Below are 18,599 nucleotides of genomic sequence, written 5' to 3'. Positions count from 1 at the left end.
TCTTTGAATTTAAATCACAGACTTAGGCTGACAAGCGGAACAACAGTGACTATTTCGTGACCATGACGGAAGCCGCAGACAATCGTGAAGAGAGCCTGACGGCCGCGACCGAGGCGCGCGGGCTGCAAGCGCTGGTCTCGCGCGCGACGCGCGCCGGCAAGGGGCCGGCGCCGGTGGAACGCTGGAATCCGGCGTTTTGCGGCGATCTCGACATGGAAATCAAGCAGGACGGCACCTGGTTCTATCTGGGAACGCCGATCGGCCGGATGCCGCTGGTGCAGCTTTTTTCCTCGGTGCTGCGTAAGGACGAGGACGGCAGGACCTACCTGGTGACGCCGGTGGAAAAGGTTGGCATCCGCGTCGCCGATGCGCCCTTCATTGCCGTCGAGATGGACGTGTCTGGCGCGGGCGACGGACAAATCATCACCTTTCGCACCAATGTCGGCGACGTGGTCGAGGCTGGGGTGGGACACCCGCTGCGCTTCGTCGATGAGGACGAGACAGGTGGCCTGAAGCCCTATATGCTGGTGCGCGGGCGGCTGGAGGCGCTGGTGGCACGGCCGGTGATGTACGAGCTGGTCGAGCACGGCGAAGAGATCGACATCAGTGGCAAGACGATGTTTGCCGTCCGTTCCAAAGGCGAGGTCTATCCAATCATGCCGGCTGAGAAACTGAAACGGCTGAGCGCATGATGGACCGCCTATGATGGATCAGGTGACGCAGTTGGCGTTTTCCGCTGCCGAGTTTCGCCAGCGCGTCGCGGCGCAGCCGCTGGCGCATGCCGGCGACGATTTTGGCGACCACCGCTTCAATCCGGGCCATCCCAGGCTGAAGCTGGCCAAGGCGCTGCGCGATGCCGCCGTTCTGATCCCGGTGGTCGACCATGGCCATGAAGCCACGGTCCTTTTGACCAGGCGGGCGGAGAAGCTGCGCAACCATTCGGGGCAGGTTGCTTTCCCCGGTGGCACCGTCGATCCAACCGATGCGAGCCCGGAAGCGGCGGCGTTGCGCGAGACATTCGAGGAGATAGGTCTCGATAGGGATTACATCGAGATCATCGGCCGTCTGCCGGACTACGTTTCCGGCAGCGGCTATCGCATCGCCCCGGTGCTCGGGATTGTGCGGCCCGGTTTCAGCCTGACGCTGAATTCCGACGAAGTCGATGCTGTCTTCGAGGTGCCGCTGGGTTTTCTGATGGACCCCGCCAACCACACCAGAGACAGTCGCATGTGGAACGACCTCGAATGGTTCTTTTACGAGATGCCCTATGGCGGCCAGCGCATCTGGGGCGTCACTGCGGGCATCATCCGAACGCTCTATGAAAGGCTCTATTCGTGAGCAATCCTGTGTCGATTGCTGGCAAGGCCGGCTGGCTCGGCGAAAGCCACTTGCAGCGCCTGCTCGCCGCGCTCACCGACGGCGGCGAGGAGGCGCGTGTCGCCGGCGGTGCGGTGCGCAACGCGCTCATCGGCCAGCCGGTCGCCGACATCGATATCGCCACCACAACGGTCCCCGAGGAAACCATCCGGCGTGCCGAGGCGGCGGGCTTCAAGACGGTGCCGACCGGCATCGAGCATGGGACGGTCACCGCGGTCGCCCAGGGCAAGGCCTACGAGGTCACCACGCTGCGTGCCGATATCGAAACCGACGGCCGGCGCGCCAAAGTGTCGTTCGGCCGCGACTGGAAAGCCGACGCTGAGCGGCGCGATTTCACCATCAATGCACTCTATGCGGAAGCCGATGGAACGGTCGTCGATCTGGTCGGCGGTATCGCCGATATCGAGGCGCGGCGGCTGCGCTTCATCGGCGATCCGGAAGCGCGTATCCGCGAGGATTATCTGCGCATCCTGCGTTTCTTCCGTTTCTTCGCCTGGTATGGCGACGGCAGGCCGGATGCCGAAGGGTTAAAGGCTTGCGCCCGGCTGAAGCAGGGCCTCGACCAGCTCTCGGTCGAGCGCGTCTGGTGGGAATTGAAGAAATTGCTGTCGGCGCCGGATCCCTCGCGGGCGCTGCTGTGGATGCGCCAAGCCGGCGTTCTGACCGCCGTTTTGCCGGAAAGCGAGAAATGGGGCATCGATGCCATTCACGGGCTGACCAAGACGGAGAAGGACCTGGCCTGGGCGCCGGACCCGCTGCTCAGGCTGGAAGCCGTCGTGCCGCCGGATGCCGCGCGCATGAAGACGCTTGCCGAGAGATTGAGGCTTTCCGTGAGCGAGGCAAGCCGTCTGCGGAATTGGGCGATCACGGCTGCCGTCGATCCGAAAACGACCGAAGGAGAGTTGGCGAAAGGGCTTTATTTTGGCGACCGCCAAGGCTTTGTCGATCGGTTGCGGCTGTTGCTTGCTTCCGCTCGAGCCCGCGCAGTCGAAGACAGTGACGCACTGCTCGAAGCCGGCGGCTTCTCGCGCCTGCTTGCCTTCGCCGAAAAATGGCAAAACCCTGTTTTTCCGCTCAAGGGCGCCGATCTGACGACACTTGGCGCGTCACCGGGGCCAAAGCTTGGTGCAACGTTGAAGAACCTCGAAAAGGAATGGGTCGAGTCCGGTTTTGCTCTCGATCGCGGCGCGCTGCTCAAGCGCGCCGCAGAGGCACTCGAATCCTGACCGTCACGCTGCGTCGCGGACCTTTTCGATGCGCGAGCGGATCGCCTCGATCATCGTCTCGCGAATCACCGTCTCGCCATGCGTCTCGCGCAGATGCTCGACGGCACGGCGCATGACCTCAGCCTCCTCCTCGGCGCGTGTGTGCCACTCGCAGCCGGGTACGAGCGACCCGCAATGGAATTCCTTCATCGGCTTCTCCTCATCTCCTCCTTGGAGCACCGCGCACTGACACGGAAGCTCCAGACCTTTGATTGCGCGATCCGGAAACCGCGTCCGGTATCCGGGCTACACGCTGGCCAGGTTAGCATAACACGATCGAATGGTTTTGGTTGCCTTAGAGTGCCGTGCGTCCAAGCCGACACGCGGTGATCGGGTTGCGAAAAGGCGGAGCATCGCTGCTCCGCCCTCTTACGCTACCCAGGAGTAAGACCTCGTCTTGCTCCAGCGGGCAGGACATCACTTCACGATCTTGACTGCCTCGGCAATTTTATCCTTGCCGTTCATATCCCACGTGACGCGGACCTTTTCGCCGACCTTCAGGCCAGGATCCTTGAAGGTCTGGGGCAACGTAAAGGTGGCTCCGTTATCCAGAACCAGGCTCATCGCCGTTCCATCAAAGCTTTTGATCGTGCCGGTGGTGTGCTTGCCCGCAGCGAATGCGGCAGTACCAGAGGCGAGAACGGCAGCGGCGGCTGCAGTCATAATAAGCTTGCGCATGGCATGCTCTCCTGGAAAATGCGGGCACCGCTTGGGAAAGGTGCCCCATTCAATCATGGGCCGTCCGGTCACGTCGGGTCGCGGCTCTCGGGAGTAAAGAACCGCCGGCGTTTCCCGGCCCCACGCGACAAATAGCCCAATCTTTACAATGGTATATTAGACGAAAAAGATATTTTTTGGCACGCCTTGCGCCACATTCGCCGTCAAATTTCGGGGATTTGGACCCGATTGCGGCTCACCTCGTGCTCACCGAGATTTTACGGCCATTTCACTTCTGGCGGCAGGCTGGACAGGATCGAGGCGACATTGCCGCCGGTCTTCAGCCCGAAGATGGTGCCGCGATCGTGAAGCAAGTTGAATTCGACATAACGGCCGCGGCGGATGAGCTGCTCGTCACGGTCGCCATCGGTCCAGTTGTCATTGAAGTTGGCGCGCACGAGATGTCCGTAGACGACGAGAAAAGATCGCCCGACGTCCTGGACGAAGTTGAAATCGGCGTCCCAGCCGCCTTTGTCCTCATCCGAATGCAGCCAGTCGAAGAAGATACCGCCGGTACCGCGTGGCTCGTCGCGGTGCGGCAGGTAGAAGTACTCGTCGCACCAGGCTTTGAATTTCACGTAGTCGGCGATCGCCGCGTTCTTCTCGCAGGCAAATTGCATCGCTCTGTGGAAGGCGATCGTGTCGGGGTCGTCCTGGCTGCGGCGGCGGTCGAGCACCGGTGTCAGGTCGGCGCCGCCGCCGAACCACTGGCGTGAGGTGACGACCATGCGCGTGTTCATATGCACGGCCGGCACGTTGGGGTTCCACGGATGGGCGATCAGCGAAATGCCGCTTGCCCAGAAGGACGGGTCCTCTTCGGCGCCCGGCATCTGCTTCCTGAATTCGGGCGAGAACTCGCCATGGACGGTGGAGGTGTGGACGCCAACCTTCTCGAAGACGCGGCCGTGCATCATCGACATGATGCCGCCGCCGCCCTTGCCGGCATCGCGTTGCCACGGCGTCTTTTCGAAGCGGCCGGGCGACCAGCTGGCCTGCGGCCCCCGCAGGTCCTGCTCGATCTGCTCGAAGCTGGCGCAGATGCGCTCACGCAACGTCTCGAACCACAGCCGTGCCTTCGTCTTCTTCTGTTCGATGTCGGCTGGCAGCCCCGCCGGTATTTCGGGTCGTTGCAAATCCTGTCTCCGGTTGCGGGCGTACCCCGACAAATGACTCGTCTTTTCCGGCCGCGATCCCTAATCTCTTAGGTGCAAGGGTCAAGTGTGAATGGAGGTCTTTCGTGCGCACCCCGGCAAGACCGCCGCTGGATGGCCTGAAGAAGAGGCTCGACCGTTCACGCGCCGAGAACGCGCGCATGCCGCGCGACGGTTTCCTGCGCGAGACCTTCGTGCTGCCGCGTTCCGACGCTCGTCTCAAGGCGAAGGAATGGTTCGAGCGCTTTCCCAAGCAGGCCTATTGGACCGAGATCGAGAGCTGGTTCGAGCGGCCGGGCGACGTCATCGAATTCACGATCAGGCGGCTGCCGGCGGCGGATTAACGCTCGATCAGCAAGCGCCTCGCGCCGGGCCCTCGGATGCTCAGCCGGTCGCCCTTATTCCGCAGCGGGCATTTGTCGATCGACATGCAGCCGCAGCCGATACAGTCGGTCAACCCGTCGCGCAGCTTCTTGAGCTGACTAATCTTCTGGTCGAGCTCGTCGCGCCAAGCCGTCGAAAGCAGGTTCCAATCCTCGCGGGTCGGCGTTCGTCCTTCGGGCAGCGATCGAAGGGCTGTGCCGATCTCGGCCAGCGAAATGCCGACCTCCTGCGCTACCTTGATGATCGTCACACGTCGCAGCACGTCGCGGCCGTAACGCCGTTGGTTGCCTGATGTGCGGTGGCTGCGGATCAGCCCGCGCGCTTCGTAGAAATGCAGCGCCGACACCGCCACGCCACTGCGCGTCGCCACTTGGCCGACCGTCAATTCCGTTGCCGCAGCCATCTCCGATTTTCCGCTTGACCTCAAGTTAAGTTGAGCTTGTAGCGAAGAAGCCTCGAAGATGCAAACGGCAGGGGATGGCGATGGGCGTCTGGATTAGAATGACCGGAGAGGACGCAGTGTTGCGTGAGGACGATGCCTTGGTCGCTGCGGCCGGCGATCGCGTTCACGTCCTAGCGAAGCTGCCGGATCGCCTCGCCCACCACCATCGCAACGGAAAGCGCGACGTTGATGCTGCGCGCCCGGGCTGCATCGGGATGGTCAGGCACGCATCCACCGCCTCGTGGACGGCATCCGGCACGCCTGCGGATTCGCGGCCGAACAGGAGAATGTCGTCGCCGGTAAAGGCGAAATCCGTGTAGGCGGCAGCTGCTTTGGTCGACAGCAGCACGAGCCGCCGCTTGGCAAGCTTGCGCCAGTCCTCGAAGGCGTGCCAGTCGACATGCCGGGTGAGCGCCGCCATTTCGAGGTAGTCCATGCCGGCCCGTTTCAGCGCCCGGTCACCGAGCGGGAAGCCCGCCGGTTCGATGATGTCGACGCCGAGACCGAGGCAAGCGGCGAAGCGCAGGATTGTCCCGGTGTTGCCGGCGATATCAGGCTGGTAGAGCGCGATGCGGAGACGGTCGTTCATTTCCGCGTCTTTCTAATAAGTGGCAGATCAGCCACAGAGCTCTCGCGGTTTTGGAAATTCCTGGACTGGCGGGTGGTCATTTTCTGCGAAGTCGGTTATACGGCCAGCATTGTCAACCCGAACCGATGGAGGGGTAATTCATGATGGCCATGCACATCCACCACCTCTCTCGTGGGCTTACCAGCCCGACGGCGGTTTCGGTACGACGATTCTCCTGACCTTCTAGACTTCTAATCGCACCGATTCCCGCCGAAACCTTTTTCGGCCTTTGAAGGAATCCTGCGATGTTTTTCAAGCTGTGCAAGGGGCTGAACGCCCCGCCTGAACACAATTCGAGCGATGTCACCTTTGCCGCACCGCGCATGCCCGCGGCCTGGGTTGGCTCACCCTTCTATCTGCATCTTCAAGTGGAGGACGGACCGATGTTCGATCCCTGTAGAATACCCGGCTCAAGAAGCCTGCACGAGCGCAAGACTGCGACCTGGGCACTTTTGATCGGCGAGACCCACTCGTCGGCGGTTCACGCCGAGACCCGCCGGCGTCCGCATCGCGGCATGCTGCCGGACGTCGATTTCTCGCGCGCCGTTCCGGACTATAGCCGGCCGTCGCTGGTGCGCCGGATCATCAGGCTGATCCGGCCTGGTGCAAAAACCGGCGCGAAAATCCGGATTGTCAAAACGTCGTCAGCATCGTCAAGCGAGACTGTCGGCGAAAGGCCCGCGACAACCTATATAGCGCGAAGCAGGGCCGGCGAGGCGGACGATACCGTATCGCCGGTCCTTGACGCCATGCGGTCTGGGGACCTCGTCCGTTCGCGTGCCGCGTGAGCGGGAAATTGTGAGCATCACTATGTTTAGCTGGTTTGAAAAAAGGCTCGATCCGTTCCCTGCCAAGGAGCCGGTCGAGCCGCCGCGGACACTGATCGCCTTCTGCGTGCATTACACGCGCGGCGCATGGCCCTACATCGCTCTCGATGCGGTACTGGTGACGGCCATCGCTCTTGCCGAGGTGTGGATGTTCGGCTTCATGGGCCGGATCGTCGACTGGCTGTCCGGACAGAATCGCGAGACGTTCCTGCAGACCGAAGGCTTGAAGCTGGCCGGCATGGCCTTCATCGTGGTTTTCGCGCTGCCGGCAACGGTCTGGTTCCATTCGCTGCTCAACCAGCAGACGCTGATGGGTAATTATCCGATGCGTATCCGCTGGCAGGTGCATCGGTATCTGCTCAAGCAGTCGATGAGCTTCTATCAGGACGAGTTTGCCGGGCGCATCGCGACCAAGCTGATGCAGACAGCGCTCGCCGTGCGCGAGTGCGTCATCAAGCTCATCGATGTGCTCAATTATATCGTCGTCTATTTTCTCGGCATGCTGTTCATTGTCGGCTCGGCAGACTGGCGGCTGGCTGCGCCGCTTGCCGTCTGGCTTGCCGGCTATGTCCTGCTGTTGCGCTATTTCATCCCGCGACTGGGCAAGGTCGGCGAGGAGCAGGCCAATGCGCGCTCGACCATGACTGGCCGTGTCGTCGACAGCTACTCCAATATCCAGACGGTCAAGCTGTTTTCGCATGCGCGGCGCGAGGCATCCTTCGCCAAGGACGGTATGGCCGGCTTTCTCGACACCGTTTACCGATCGATGCGGTTGGTGACGCAGCTCTACGGCCTGCTCTATGTCCTGAATTCGCTGCTGTTGTTTTCGGTCGCCTCGATCTCGCTATGGCTGTGGCTCGGCCAAGCCGTGACGATCGGCGCTGTCGCCCTGGTCATCGGCCTCGTGCTGCGGCTCTGGGGCATGTCGCAATGGATCATGTGGGAGATGTCCACGCTGTTCGAGAATATCGGCACGGTGCAGGACGGCATCGCCTCGATCTCGCTGCCGCGCCTCGTCGAAGACCGGCCTGGCGCCAAGGATATTGCCGTGACCAAGGGCGAGATCCGTTTTGAGGACATCCGCTTCCACTACGGCAAGCAGAAGGGTGTGATCGAAAGCCTGTCGCTGACGGTGAAGCCGGGCGAGAAGGTCGGCATTGTCGGTCGTTCGGGTGCCGGCAAGTCGACGCTGGTCAATCTTCTGTTGCGCTTCTACGACCTCGAAAGCGGCAAGGTCCTGATCGACGGCCAGGACATTGCGGCAGTGACGCAGGACTCGCTGCGCGCCCAGATTGGCATGGTCACGCAGGACACCTCGCTGCTGCATCGCTCGGTACGCGAGAACATCCTCTATGGCAGGCCGGACGCCAGCAACGAGATGCTGATCGAGGCGGCGCGGCGCGCCGAGGCGCTGGATTTCATTGCCGGCTTGTCGGACTCGAACGGCCGTAAGGGTTTCGACGCGCATGTCGGCGATCGCGGCGTCAAATTGTCCGGCGGCCAGCGGCAACGCATCGCCATAGCCCGTGTCATGCTGAAGGACGCGCCGATCCTCATTCTCGACGAGGCGACCTCTGCCCTCGATTCCGAGGCCGAGGCGGCCATCCAGGAGAATCTCTACAGACTGATGCAAGGCAAGACCGTCATCGCCATTGCGCACCGGCTGTCGACGATCGCGGCCATGGACCGGCTCGTGGTCATGGACAAGGGCCGAGTCATCGAGGAAGGTTCGCATGAGGAACTCGTTGCCAAAGGCGGGCTCTACGCCCAGCTCTGGCAACGTCAGTCGGGCGGATTCCTGCTCGACGACGGCCCTTCTTCCAACGATGCAGCCGCCAACGATGCAATCGCCAAGGGTGAAGCCGCCGAATGATGACTGCCATCTACCGCTGGTTCGAGAACTGGGTCTATCCATTCCGGGAGCCAGCGGACCTTCGGCCACCTGCTGGCGTCAGGGGTTTCCTCTGGCATTATGTCGGGCAGGCGAAGATCGCCTTCTTCGCCATGCTGGTGATCGGCGGCATCGCGCCGCTGGTCGAAGCCGGACTGTTCTATTTCGTCGGGCGGCTGGTCGACATCCTCGACCAGCTTCCCGGCGAACGCAGCTGGCACGCGCTGTGGACTGCCGCCGGCCCGGAGCTTGTCTTCATGATCGCGGTGGTGCTGGTCATCCGCACCATTGTCGTCGGCCTGTCGGCCCTGGTCGACGAGCAGACGATCACGCCGGGTTTCTATAATCTGGTGCGCTGGCAGGCGCATCGCCATGTCTCGCGCCAATCCTACGCCTTCTTTCAGAACGACTTTGCCGGGCGTATCGCGACCAAGGTCTGGCAGGCGGGACAGGCGACCGGCGATCTGATGGAAAGCTTCATCGAGGTCGTCTGGTTCATGGTCGTCTATACGGTGACGACGCTGGCGCTGGTCGCCGGGCTCGATCTCCGGCTGGCGGTGCTGGTGGTGATCTGGATTACCGCCTTCGGCTTGCTGGCCAGGCGCTATTTGCCGGCAATCCGCAAACATGCCGAAGCGACCGCCGAAGCCGGCTCGATGATCACCGGCCGCCTTGTCGATTCCTATTCGAACGTGCAGACGCTGAAACTGTTCTCGGCCGATGGCGACGACCACTACATCAGGAACGGCTTCGACATCTATCTCGACGCGCTGCGCCCGTTCACCCGCCGGCTGACAGGCGTGCGCATGGCGCTGACGATGCTGTCGGGCATCATGATAACGGCGATCGCCTGCTTTGCCGTTTACCTCTGGGTCGAGGGTTCGATCACAGTCGGCGCCGTGGCTTTCACGCTGTCTTTGGTGCTGCGGCTGAACATGCTGCTCGGCCGGCTGATGATGCAGCTCAACGGCATCTTGCGGAATCTCGGCGTGCTGGAAAATTCCAAGGCGCTGATCTCGCAGCCGCTCGGCCTGACCGATGCGCCGGACGCGAAAGAGCTTGTCGTCGGCGGCGGGCGCATCGACGTCAGCAATGTCGAGTTCCACTACGGCAAGGGGTCCGGCGTGCTCAACGGCATCGACGTCGTCGTGCGGCCGGGCGAAAAGGTCGGCCTGGTCGGCCCGTCCGGCGCCGGCAAGACGACCTTGGTCAATCTGATCCTTCGCCTCTACGACCTCGAGAGCGGCAAGATCACCATTGACGGGCAGGACGTCTCCAGGGTCACGCAGAATTCGCTGCGCGCCAATATCGGCGTCGTCAGCCAGGATACGGCACTTTTCCACCGCTCGCTGCGCGACAACATCAAGCTCGGCATGCCGGAAGCGACCGACGCCGAGGTGGTCGCGGCAGCGAAGAAGGCCGAGGCGCACGAGTTCATCCTCGGTCTGCGCGACAATCGCGATCGTATCGGCTACGAGGCCTATGTCGGCGAGCGCGGCGTCAAGCTCTCCGGCGGCCAGCGCCAGCGCGTGGCGATCGCCCGCGTCTTCCTCAAGGATGCACCGATCCTGGTGCTCGACGAAGCGACCTCGGCGCTCGATTCCGACATCGAGGCGGCGATCCAGGAAAATCTGGCAAGGCTGATGGAAGGCAAGACGGTCATCGCCATCGCGCATCGGCTGTCGACCATTGCGGCACTCGACCGGCTGGTGGTGCTCGACGAGGGCCGCATCGTCGAGCAAGGCACGCATGACGAGCTGGTCGGGCTCGACGGGCTCTATGCCAGGCTGTGGAAGCGGCAGTCCGGCGGCTTCCTATTCAACGAGGAGAGCGCGCTGGCCGAGACCCGGCCGGCGGAGTAGTTTCGAAAAACCGGAGTAGACCATGGCGGTGAGAATGCCCTCGAATTTCGGACGGTCCGGCGCGCAGGAGAGCGCGTTGGACCTGCTTGGCCATGAAATCCTCGGCGAGAAGGCGGCCGCGCTCGGCCGCGCCGGCCGGCGCGTCGAGGAAACATTGACGAGGCTGCGCGAGAATTGCGACAGTGTCGACCGTGCCCGGCTGCTCAGGGATGCAGCCGAAGCGGTGCACGGGTATTTCATCCAGCGCGAACTCTGCGGCCTGCGCAAGCACGACGCGGTGATCCGGGAATACAACATCCCCAAGGCCGTGCTGGCCAGGCTCGGCGCCAGCGCATGATCCGAACCGGAACTGGTTTGGATAGTGTTATTCCAGCCACTCGGTGATGAAGCTGCCGTTCTCGTGTATGTCGGTGGTTTCCAGCGGGCCTGGCCCGAGATTGGTGAATTTGTGCGGCGTGTTCGGCGGTACGACCAGGATCTGGCCGGCTGTGGCCTCGATCTGCCGGTCGCCGACGGTGAACAGACCGGTCCCGGTTCGGATGATGAAAATCTCGCAATAGGGATGGCTGTGCAGCCTCGGGCCGCCGCCGGTCTCCGGCAGGTAGTTAAAGATCAGGCAACTGCTGGAACCGTAAGGCCCGCATTGCAACTCGCCTTGCCAGTGGTCGGGCAACTGGTCGGGCGCTTTGGCCCATTTGTCGCGGTCGATGACATGCGCCATGGGGCGAGGATAAACCGGGCGAGCGTCCGCTGTCGAGGTGAACGCAGCCGTTTGGTTTTGCTGCTGTTTTCCAATCGTTCCGCTGGGCAAATTACGCCCCCGCGACAATCTGCCCTTGTGCCTTCGCCCGTCTGGACAAAAACAGGCTTCACGCATAAACCCAAGTCCCAAATGCCGGAGGAATTCGCTAGCCTGTTCGCCATGCGCTGTCGGGCCGGCGCGATTGAGCGGGGAACAAGCTCGGCCGCCGGCACGGAAGAGGCGAAAGGATCAGGCACCCGTGAGCGCAACCGACACCCAGGATCCCAACCGTCGTGATTTTCTCTACGTCGCCACCGGCATGGCCGCAGTGGTCGGCGCGGGCGCCGTTGCTTGGCCGTTCATCGACCAGATGCGTCCGGATGCCTCGACGCTGGCGCTTGCCTCGGTCGAGGTCGACGTTTCGTCGCTGACGCCAGGAATGTCGCTCGTCGTGAAGTGGCGCGGCAAGCCGGTGGTCGTGCGCAACCGCACCGAAAAAGAGATGAAGGACGCCGAGGCGGTCAATCTCGCCGAGCTCAAGGATCCAATCGCCCGCAATGCCAACCTGCCGGCCGACGCGCCGGCGACCGACGCCAATCGAACCACGCCGGGCAAGGAAGCCTGGATGGTGATGGTCCAGGTCTGCACCCATCTCGGCTGCATCCCGCTCGGCCAGGAAGGCGATTTCGGCGGTTGGTTCTGCCCATGCCACGGTTCCGTATACGATACCGCCGGCCGCATCCGGAAGGGGCCGGCGCCGGAGAACATGGCGGTACCGGTGTTCCAATTCGTTTCCGACACCAAGATCCGTATCGGCTGAGGCAGGGGATATTTCCATGAGCGAGGGACACTCGACCTATACGCCCAAGTCCGGCATCGGACGCTGGTTCGATTCGCGCATGCCGCTGCCGCGGCTGGTCTATGACAGCTTCATCGCCTATCCGGTGCCGCGCAACCTGAACTATGCCTGGACCTTCGGCGGCATCCTTGCGCTTATGCTGGCGGCGCAGATCCTGACCGGTATCGTGCTGGCCATGCACTATGCAGCCGACAGCACTCTCGCCTTCGATTCGGTCGAGAAGATCATGCGCGACGTGAATTCGGGCTGGCTGCTGCGCTATCTCCATTCCAACGGCGCGTCATTCTTCTTCGTCGCCGTCTACATCCATATTTTCCGTGGCCTCTACTACGGCTCCTACAAGGCGCCGCGTGAGCTGCTGTGGATCCTCGGCTGCATCATCTACCTGCTGATGATGGCGACCGGGTTCATGGGCTATGTGCTGCCCTGGGGCCAGATGAGCTTCTGGGGCGCCACCGTCATCACCGGCTTCTTCACCGCCATTCCGCTGGTCGGCGACTGGATCCAGCAGCTTCTTCTCGGTGGCTTCGCGGTCGACAATCCGACGCTGAACCGCTTCTTTGCGCTGCACTACCTTTTGCCGTTCATGATTGCCGGCGTCGTCGTGCTGCACATCTGGGCGCTTCACGTCGTCGGCCAGAACAATCCGACCGGCATCGAGGTCAAATCGAAGACCGACACGCTCGCCTTCACGCCTTACGCGACCATAAAGGACGGGTTCGGAATGATCGTGTTCCTGTTCGTCTTCGCCTATTTCGTGTTCTACCTGCCGAATTATCTCGGCCATCCCGACAATTACACCGTGGCCAACCCGCTGAAGACGCCGGCCCACATCGTGCCGGAATGGTACTTCCTGCCGTTCTACGCGATCCTGCGCGCCATCACCTTCAATATCGGGCCCATCAACTCCAAGCTCGGGGGCGTGCTCTGCATGTTCGGCGCGATTGTCATGCTGTTCCTGGTGCCGTGGCTCGACACCTCGAAGGTGCGCTCGGCAGTCTACCGGCCCTGGTACAAGCTGTTCTTCTGGCTGTTCGTGGCCGACGCCATCCTGCTCGGCTGGCTGGGCTCGCAGCCGGCCGAGGGCAGCTATGTATTCATGGCGCAGATGGCGACGCTGTTCTATTTCGCCTTCTTCCTGGTAGCGCTGCCGGTGCTCGGGCTGATCGAAAAGCCGCGACGGCTGCCGAATTCGATCACCGAGGCGGTGCTCGAGAAGAACAAGGGCGGCGGCGGACATCCTGCTGGCGCCATGACCGCCCCGGAAACCAAGGGCTGAGCATGATCCCGAAAAGTGGAAACCGGTACTCGGACAAGGTCATGCTCGAGACGATGACAGCGCGTCAGAGAATCTCAAGGGGAATTGGCATGAAAAAGATTCTCTCCTCGCTGGCGCTGCTTGGCCTTGTGGCCGCGGGCATGGGTGCCGCAAGCACTGGAGCCAGCGCCCAGGAAGAGGCGCACAATGAGGCGGCGCCGACGCATTTCCCGATACACGAACCGAAGGAAATGGACTGGAGCTTCGCCGGGCCATTCGGCACCTACGACAAGGCCCAGCTGCAGCGCGGGCTGAAGGTCTACAAGGAAGTCTGCTCGGCCTGCCATTCGATGAATTTGGTGGCGTTCCGTACGCTGGAAGGCCTTGGCTATTCGGATGCGCAGATCAAGACGCTGGCGGCCGAATATACGATCCACGACGGACCGAACGATGCCGGCGACATGTTCGATCGCCCCGGCAAGCCGTCCGACCATTTCCCGGCGCCGTTCCCCAATGTGGAAGCAGCGGCGGCGGCAAATGGCGGCGCAGCACCGCCCGACATGTCGCTGCTGGCCAAGGCGCGCGGCGTCGAGCGCGGCTTCCCGCGCTTCGTGTTCGACATCTTTACGCAATATGCGCAGGGCGGCCCCGACTACATCCACTCGCTGCTGACCGGCTACGACCAGCAGCCGCCGGCTGGCATGGTCATACCGGAAGGCACGCACTACAATCCGTACTTCCTGTCCGGCGTGTCGCTGAAGATGCCGAAGCCGCTCTCCGACGGCCAGGTTACCTATGATGACGGCGCGCCGCAGACGGTCGACCAGTACTCGCGCGACGTGTCGGCCTTTCTGATGTGGGCGGCCGAGCCGCACCTCGAGGACCGCAAGAAGACCGGCTTTCGCGTGCTGGTCTTCCTGCTGCTGTTCGGTGCGCTGGTCTACCTGACCAAGCGCAAGGTGTGGGCCGGCGTGGCGCACTGAGCCTTGCGATATACGAGAATGCGAGGGCGTCGAAAGGCGCCCTTTTCATTGCAGGCATGTCGATTGATCGTAGCCGACGCTGAGCAAGGCCCTTTGCCGGACAATTTTCCGTCAGGCATCACATGGCGGTAGCCGGACTTGGCGGCGCCGGGTTACGATTGGCCCATTCCTTTCACGCCTTCAGCCGAATCTGAATAGCCCGGAGAGCCGCTCGATGAAATCCTCGCTCGAAGAGACGCTGCTTGCCGCGATCCGCACCATTCCGGATTATCCCAAGCCGGGCATCCTGTTTCGCGACATCACCACGCTGCTCGGCAATGCGCGGGCCTTCCGCCGCGCCATCGACGAACTGGTGCATCCCTATGCCGGCCTGAAGATCGACAAGATCGCCGGCATCGAGGCGCGCGGCTTCATCCTCGGCGGCGCCATCGCCCACCAGCTCTCGGCCGGCTTCGTGCCGATCCGTAAAAAAGGCAAGCTGCCTTACGAGACGGTGCGGGTCGCCTACAGCCTGGAATACGGGCTGGACGAGATGGAGATGCACAAGGACGGTGTTTCTCCAGGCGAGAAGGTAATCCTCGTCGATGATTTGATCGCCACCGGCGGCACGGCCGAGGCGGCCGTCAAGCTATTGCGGCAGATCGGCGCCGATATCCTCGCCGCCTGCTTCGTCATCGACCTGCCGGACCTTGGCGGCCGAGAGAGGTTAGAGGCGCTCGACGTACCGGTGAGGACGCTGATCGGGTTTGAGGGGCATTGAGCGGTTCTTCCTTCTTCCCTGGGGGAGAGGGGAAGAACTCCGCTCACTCCACCTTCACCAGCACGGCACTTTCGAATTCGATGACCTTGTCGCCGGTCGAATCGAAGGCCTCTGAGCGGAGCGTCAGCAGCCGCCAGCCCGGTCGCGAGGCGATGGGGCGATGGGCCAGCGCGGTGCGGGTGAAAGTCACGGTTTCCCCGGCATAGACAGGTTTGGGCCATTTGAGGTTCTTGAAGCCGGGCGAGGGACCGAATTCCGGCACCGGCCCGGGGCCGGGCCAGCGGGCGACCTCTGCCTCCATGCCAGCCTGGAGGTTCAATTTCATCCAGGTGGCGGCGGTGTGCCAGCCCGAGGCGCAGAGCCCGCCGAATATGCTGTTCCTCGCCGCCTCTTCGTCGACATGGAATATCTGCGGGTCGTATTTGCGGGCGAACGCCTTGATCGCCTCCGGTTCGAATCGATGTGAACCGAGCGTGACGGTGATACCGATGCAGAAGAATTCGTCGAGGCTCACGCACTGCCCTCGCGGGTGAGGAACATGACGGTGTTTTCGAGCTCGAAAACACCTTCGCCGCGCTGGTTGAACAACTCGCTGCGCATGGTCACCAGGCCAAGGCGGGGCTTCGATCTGGACAGTCGCTTGGCAAGGACGGTGGTGCTGCCGCTCAACAGGTCACCGGCCAGGACCGGCCGTTTCCATTTGACCTGGTCGACGCCTGGCGCGCCTTGGGAGGTCGAGTCGAGCAGGAAGGCATCGCACAGCATGCGCATGAACATGGCGCAGGTGTGCCAGCCCGAAGCCGCCAGCCCGCCGAGGATGCTGGCCTTGCCCGCGGCCTCGTCGAGATGCATCGGCTGGGCATCGAACTCGTCGGCGAATTCTATGATTTCAGCGGCGCTTACCAGCTTGGTGCCGAGGTCGAGCGAAGCGCCCTCGACAAAATCCTCATAAGCCCAGGTCTTTGTGGTCATGGTCTGGAATCCTGTTCAGGATTGTACAATCGCTACGCGTCGGGTCCCGGATGCAGGCAGGGCGGCATTTGGTCAAGCAATTTCTGGTGCGCCAGCCTGCTGTGCCCAAGCCGTAGCGCGCATTGACAACCCTATAGCCAGCCGCGACGGCGGAAATACCAGAAGGGCAGGATTGCCGAAAGCACCATCATGCCGATGGCGAAGGGATAGCCAAAGTGCCATTTGAGCTCAGGGATGATGTCGAAATTCATGCCGTAGATTGAAGCGACAAGCGTCGGCGGCAGGAAGATGACAGCGGCGACGGAGAAGATCTTGATGATGGCGTTCTGCTCGATCGAGATCATGCCCAGCGTCGCGTCGAGCAGGAAGCTGATCTTCTGCGACAGGAAGGTGGCGTGGTCGGCAAGCGACAGCACGTCGCGCGACAACGTTTTGATGCGGGCGCGGGTATCCTTGCTCATCTTGGTCTGAGTGGAGGCATGGGCGAGGAAGCCGGCAAGGCGCTGCAGCGAGATCAGGCTGTCGCGGACCGAGGAGGCGAGGTCCTCCTTGCGGCCAATGCCTTTCAACAGTTCCTGGAAGTCACGGTTGCGCTTGGAAACCTTGGTCGAGCGTGCCTCGAATATATCGCGCGAGATCGCCTCGACGTCGCGGCCGGCGCGCTCCAGAATGTCGGCGAGGCGGTCGACGATCGCCTCCAGCAAGCCAATCAGGATGGTGTCGCCGCTGGTGCAGCCGGTCGCCACCTTCTCGGCGCGCAGCGGAAAGGTCTTGAACGCCTTCGGCTCGTGGTAACGCACGGTGATCAGCCTGCTGCCGGCGAGCACGAAGGTGACCGGAGACATCAAGGGATCATCCAGTTCGGTCTGAGCCGGCAGAATGGCGGTCATGAAGTAGGCGCCGTCCTCGACGTAGAGACGGCTCGAGATCTCGATCTCCTCCATCTCTTCCCGGGTCGGAACGGCAATGCCGAGCCAGGTCTCGATCGTGGTCTCTTCTTCCTTTGTCGGGCTGAGAAGGTCGACCCAGACGACAGCATCGCTGTTTTGCAGGAGATCGTCGACAGGGCGCAGGCGATCATTGTCGACGATGAAGGCCTTGATCATCGCCGGTCTCCCTTGCTGTTGCTAAAGAGGGTTTCGTTCGGAAGGGGCGCGTCAGTCAGATCGCACTGATATGGCCATGTGAGGCTCGAGACCAGCGCAGAGGCCCCTTAGACCGGGCGTGACGTGCCGTCAAGCAGCGGCAGACGCCGCCGCGATGCCTGTTATGAAGTTGTGATCGAGCAACAGCCATTGTGGAGGCCGGGCGCGTCTCGCCGGGTCAGGTGTTGAACTTGAACAGCATGATGTCGCCGTCCTGGACGACATACTCCTTGCCTTCGTCGCGCGCCTTGCCGGCCTCCTTGGCCGCCACTTCGCCGCCCAGCCTGACGAAGTCGTCATAGGCGATGGTCTGGGCGCGGATGAAGCCGCGCTCGAAATCGGTGTGGATGACGCCTGCCGCTTGCGGCGCCTTGGCACCCTTGTGCACGGTCCAGGCGCGCGTCTCCTTGGGGCCGACGGTGAAATAGGTGATGAGCTGCAAAAGCTCGTAGCCGGCGCGGATCACCTTGTTCAGGCCGGGTTCGTCCAGGCCGAGCGTTGCCAGGAATTCCATTTCCTCTTCGTCCGAGAGCTGGGCGACTTCGGCCTCGATCGCCGCTGAAATCACGACAGTGCGGGCACCTTGCGCGGCGGCCATCTTCTCTACCGCCCTGGTATGCGCGTTGCCGGTGGCGGCGTCGGCTTCCGCGACGTTGCAGACGTAAAGCACCGGGTGTGAGGTCAAGAGATTCAGCCCCTGCAGGATGCGCAGATCCTCACCCGAGATGCCGTTGAGCAGGATGCGGGCGGGCTTGCCGGCCTGCAGCAGTTCGAGCGCCGCTTCCATCATCGGAAGTACGGTCGCTGCTTCCTTGTCTTTGCCGGCGGCACGCTTGCGGATCTGCACGATGCGGCGCTCGAGGCTGTCGAGATCGGCAAGCATCAATTCGGTCTCGACGGTCTCGGCATCGGCGACAGGATCGATGCGGCCCTCGACATGGGTAATGTCGTCATCCTCGAAGCAGCGCAACACATGGACGATGGCGTCGACCTCACGGATGTTGGCGAGGAATTGGTTGCCAAGCCCTTCGCCTTTCGAGGCGCCACGCACCAGGCCGGCAATGTCGACGAACGAGATGCGGGTCGGGATGATCTCCTTCGACTTGCCGATCGCGGCGATCTTCTGCAGGCGCGGGTCGGGCACCGCCACCTCGCCGGTGTTCGGTTCGATGGTGCAGAACGGATAATTGGCGGCCTGTGCCGCCGCCGTTCTGGTCAACGCATTGAAGAGCGTCGACTTGCCGACATTGGGCAAGCCAACGATGCCGCATTTGAAACCCATTTTTGTCTGGTCCTATCGGGAAATCGAATTTGATCAGGGCTATGGGCGAAAGCG

The 18,599-nt window shown here is 62.4% G+C and carries 21 protein-coding genes and 1 pseudogene; 12 read left to right on the top strand and 10 right to left on the bottom strand.

Annotated elements, in window-relative coordinates; all coding sequences use genetic code 11:
- Nucleotides 1-62 precede the first annotated feature (62 nt).
- Genes NKH78_RS01635 through NKH78_RS01625 form a run of 3 tightly spaced genes read left to right on the top strand, consistent with a single transcriptional unit; the run spans nt 63 to nt 2,603 of the window.
- Nucleotides 63-692 carry a DUF1285 domain-containing protein gene (locus NKH78_RS01635; protein ID WP_352881690.1) on the top strand — a complete coding sequence of 210 codons (630 nt, stop codon included), beginning with the start codon at nt 63-65 and terminating at the stop codon, nt 690-692.
- A 13-nt stretch (nt 693-705) separates the two neighbouring features.
- Nucleotides 706-1,338: a CoA pyrophosphatase gene (locus NKH78_RS01630; protein ID WP_352687909.1), complete on the top strand. Its 633-nt coding sequence runs from the start codon at nt 706-708 to the stop codon at nt 1,336-1,338.
- Nucleotides 1,335-2,603 carry a CCA tRNA nucleotidyltransferase gene (locus NKH78_RS01625; protein WP_352737723.1) on the top strand — a complete coding sequence of 423 codons (1,269 nt, stop codon included), beginning with the start codon at nt 1,335-1,337 and terminating at the stop codon, nt 2,601-2,603. Before NKH78_RS01630 ends, NKH78_RS01625 begins: the two co-directional genes overlap by 4 nt.
- 3 nt (nt 2,604-2,606) lie before the next feature.
- On the opposite strand, the gene NKH78_RS01620 is transcribed toward NKH78_RS01625, so the two are convergent.
- The 3 genes from NKH78_RS01620 to hemF form a co-directional block, all read right to left on the bottom strand.
- Entirely contained in the window at nt 2,607-2,792 is a 186-nt protein-coding gene (locus NKH78_RS01620; protein ID WP_023679490.1) for a DUF1059 domain-containing protein, read from the bottom strand.
- Nucleotides 2,793-3,059: 267 nt separating this feature from the next.
- Complete coding sequence (locus tag NKH78_RS01615; protein ID WP_352737724.1) at nt 3,060-3,320, bottom strand: DUF1344 domain-containing protein; 261 nt, start codon at nt 3,318-3,320, stop codon at nt 3,060-3,062.
- Nucleotides 3,321-3,577: 257 nt separating this feature from the next.
- Nucleotides 3,578-4,492, bottom strand: coding sequence for an oxygen-dependent coproporphyrinogen oxidase (hemF, locus tag NKH78_RS01610; RefSeq protein WP_352737725.1), 915 nt, complete (start codon nt 4,490-4,492; stop codon nt 3,578-3,580).
- Between the two features lie 104 nt (nt 4,493-4,596).
- Between hemF and NKH78_RS01605 the strand changes: the two genes are divergently transcribed.
- Entirely contained in the window at nt 4,597-4,854 is a 258-nt protein-coding gene (locus tag NKH78_RS01605; protein ID WP_023679487.1) for a hypothetical protein, read from the top strand.
- Here the strand turns inward: NKH78_RS01605 and soxR are convergent.
- Nucleotides 4,851-5,297, bottom strand: coding sequence for a redox-sensitive transcriptional activator SoxR (gene soxR / locus NKH78_RS01600; protein ID WP_352704087.1), 447 nt, complete (start codon nt 5,295-5,297; stop codon nt 4,851-4,853). The two genes, NKH78_RS01605 and soxR, sit on opposite strands and share 4 nt — an antisense overlap.
- A 170-nt stretch (nt 5,298-5,467) precedes the next feature.
- Nucleotides 5,468-5,925: pseudogene (locus tag NKH78_RS01595) on the bottom strand (tRNA (cytidine(34)-2'-O)-methyltransferase).
- Nucleotides 5,926-6,209: 284 nt separating this feature from the next.
- Between NKH78_RS01595 and NKH78_RS01590 the strand changes: the two are divergent.
- Genes NKH78_RS01590 through NKH78_RS01575 form a run of 4 tightly spaced genes read left to right on the top strand, consistent with a single transcriptional unit; the run spans nt 6,210 to nt 10,881 of the window.
- On the top strand, nt 6,210-6,752 hold the full coding sequence (locus NKH78_RS01590) for a hypothetical protein (RefSeq protein WP_352737726.1): 543 nt from the start codon (nt 6,210-6,212) through the stop codon (nt 6,750-6,752).
- A 22-nt stretch (nt 6,753-6,774) separates the two neighbouring features.
- Nucleotides 6,775-8,664, top strand: a complete 1,890-nt coding sequence (locus NKH78_RS01585; RefSeq protein WP_254819175.1) for an ABC transporter ATP-binding protein — start codon at nt 6,775-6,777, stop codon at nt 8,662-8,664.
- Nucleotides 8,661-10,544, top strand: coding sequence for an ABC transporter ATP-binding protein (locus NKH78_RS01580; protein ID WP_352737727.1), 1,884 nt, complete (start codon nt 8,661-8,663; stop codon nt 10,542-10,544). Before NKH78_RS01585 ends, NKH78_RS01580 begins: the two co-directional genes overlap by 4 nt.
- 22 nt (nt 10,545-10,566) lie before the next feature.
- Nucleotides 10,567-10,881 carry a DUF6665 family protein gene (locus NKH78_RS01575; protein ID WP_023679480.1) on the top strand — a complete coding sequence of 105 codons (315 nt, stop codon included), beginning with the start codon at nt 10,567-10,569 and terminating at the stop codon, nt 10,879-10,881.
- A 27-nt stretch (nt 10,882-10,908) separates the two neighbouring features.
- On the opposite strand, the gene NKH78_RS01570 is transcribed toward NKH78_RS01575, so the two are convergent.
- A complete protein-coding gene (locus NKH78_RS01570; protein ID WP_254819178.1) occupies nt 10,909-11,265 on the bottom strand; it encodes a cupin domain-containing protein in 357 nt (118 codons plus the stop codon).
- 280 nt (nt 11,266-11,545) lie between these two features.
- Here NKH78_RS01570 and petA point away from each other — a divergent pair, with 280 nt between their 5' ends.
- The 4 genes from petA (at nt 11,546) to NKH78_RS01550 (ending at nt 15,146) form a co-directional block, all read left to right on the top strand.
- Complete coding sequence (petA, locus tag NKH78_RS01565; RefSeq protein ID WP_352477980.1) at nt 11,546-12,106, top strand: ubiquinol-cytochrome c reductase iron-sulfur subunit; 561 nt, start codon at nt 11,546-11,548, stop codon at nt 12,104-12,106.
- Nucleotides 12,107-12,122: 16 nt separating this feature from the next.
- Nucleotides 12,123-13,424, top strand: a complete 1,302-nt coding sequence (locus tag NKH78_RS01560) for a cytochrome b (RefSeq protein WP_352687891.1) — start codon at nt 12,123-12,125, stop codon at nt 13,422-13,424.
- A gap of 89 nt (nt 13,425-13,513) precedes the next feature.
- Nucleotides 13,514-14,386 (top strand): cytochrome c1, encoded by an 873-nt coding sequence (locus NKH78_RS01555; protein WP_352477976.1) that lies wholly within the window; start codon nt 13,514-13,516, stop codon nt 14,384-14,386.
- Between the two features lie 214 nt (nt 14,387-14,600).
- Entirely contained in the window at nt 14,601-15,146 is a 546-nt protein-coding gene (locus NKH78_RS01550; RefSeq protein WP_352687889.1) for an adenine phosphoribosyltransferase, read from the top strand.
- Nucleotides 15,147-15,189: 43 nt separating this feature from the next.
- Here NKH78_RS01550 and NKH78_RS01545 read toward each other — a convergent pair whose 3' ends face one another.
- From NKH78_RS01545 to ychF, 4 genes are all read right to left on the bottom strand, one after another.
- The gene (locus tag NKH78_RS01545) at nt 15,190-15,660 is read right to left on the bottom strand and encodes a MaoC family dehydratase (protein WP_352687887.1); all 471 of its coding nucleotides are present in this window, start codon (nt 15,658-15,660) and stop codon (nt 15,190-15,192) included.
- Nucleotides 15,657-16,118: a MaoC family dehydratase gene (locus NKH78_RS01540; RefSeq protein ID WP_352477973.1), complete on the bottom strand. Its 462-nt coding sequence runs from the start codon at nt 16,116-16,118 to the stop codon at nt 15,657-15,659. The genes NKH78_RS01545 and NKH78_RS01540 overlap by 4 nt, the downstream gene beginning before the upstream one ends.
- A gap of 131 nt (nt 16,119-16,249) precedes the next feature.
- Entirely contained in the window at nt 16,250-17,224 is a 975-nt protein-coding gene (corA, locus tag NKH78_RS01535) for a magnesium/cobalt transporter CorA (RefSeq protein WP_352687885.1), read from the bottom strand.
- Nucleotides 17,225-17,441: 217 nt separating this feature from the next.
- Nucleotides 17,442-18,545 (bottom strand): redox-regulated ATPase YchF, encoded by a 1,104-nt coding sequence (gene ychF / locus NKH78_RS01530; RefSeq protein ID WP_352822068.1) that lies wholly within the window; start codon nt 18,543-18,545, stop codon nt 17,442-17,444.
- Nucleotides 18,546-18,599: the final 54 nt, after the last annotated feature.

This window comes from Mesorhizobium sp. M0910, from assembly GCF_040319465.1.
Taxonomy (GTDB): domain Bacteria; phylum Pseudomonadota; class Alphaproteobacteria; order Rhizobiales; family Rhizobiaceae; genus Mesorhizobium.
The sequence above is the reverse complement of the archived record's forward strand: the minus strand, read 5'-3'. Positions and strand labels throughout refer to the sequence as shown.

Bases quoted from the DNA above. Each gene is read 5' to 3' on its own strand.
- NKH78_RS01635 (WP_352881690.1), top strand. From the start codon at position 63: ATGACGGAAGCCGCAGACAATCGTGAAGAGAGCCTGACGGCCGCGACC.
- NKH78_RS01630 (WP_352687909.1), top strand. From the start codon at position 706: ATGGATCAGGTGACGCAGTTGGCGTTTTCCGCTGCCGAGTTTCGCCAG.
- NKH78_RS01620 (WP_023679490.1), bottom strand. From the start codon at position 2,792: ATGAAGGAATTCCATTGCGGGTCGCTCGTACCCGGCTGCGAGTGGCAC.
- NKH78_RS01615 (WP_352737724.1), bottom strand. From the start codon at position 3,320: ATGCGCAAGCTTATTATGACTGCAGCCGCCGCTGCCGTTCTCGCCTCT.
- soxR (WP_352704087.1), bottom strand. From the start codon at position 5,297: ATGGCTGCGGCAACGGAATTGACGGTCGGCCAAGTGGCGACGCGCAGT.
- NKH78_RS01590 (WP_352737726.1), top strand. From the start codon at position 6,210: ATGTTTTTCAAGCTGTGCAAGGGGCTGAACGCCCCGCCTGAACACAAT.
- NKH78_RS01585 (WP_254819175.1), top strand. From the start codon at position 6,775: ATGTTTAGCTGGTTTGAAAAAAGGCTCGATCCGTTCCCTGCCAAGGAG.
- NKH78_RS01580 (WP_352737727.1), top strand. From the start codon at position 8,661: ATGATGACTGCCATCTACCGCTGGTTCGAGAACTGGGTCTATCCATTC.
- NKH78_RS01575 (WP_023679480.1), top strand. From the start codon at position 10,567: ATGGCGGTGAGAATGCCCTCGAATTTCGGACGGTCCGGCGCGCAGGAG.
- NKH78_RS01570 (WP_254819178.1), bottom strand. From the start codon at position 11,265: ATGGCGCATGTCATCGACCGCGACAAATGGGCCAAAGCGCCCGACCAG.
- NKH78_RS01560 (WP_352687891.1), top strand. From the start codon at position 12,123: ATGAGCGAGGGACACTCGACCTATACGCCCAAGTCCGGCATCGGACGC.
- NKH78_RS01555 (WP_352477976.1), top strand. From the start codon at position 13,514: ATGAAAAAGATTCTCTCCTCGCTGGCGCTGCTTGGCCTTGTGGCCGCG.
- NKH78_RS01550 (WP_352687889.1), top strand. From the start codon at position 14,601: ATGAAATCCTCGCTCGAAGAGACGCTGCTTGCCGCGATCCGCACCATT.
- NKH78_RS01540 (WP_352477973.1), bottom strand. From the start codon at position 16,118: ATGACCACAAAGACCTGGGCTTATGAGGATTTTGTCGAGGGCGCTTCG.
- corA (WP_352687885.1), bottom strand. From the start codon at position 17,224: ATGATCAAGGCCTTCATCGTCGACAATGATCGCCTGCGCCCTGTCGAC.
- ychF (WP_352822068.1), bottom strand. From the start codon at position 18,545: ATGGGTTTCAAATGCGGCATCGTTGGCTTGCCCAATGTCGGCAAGTCG.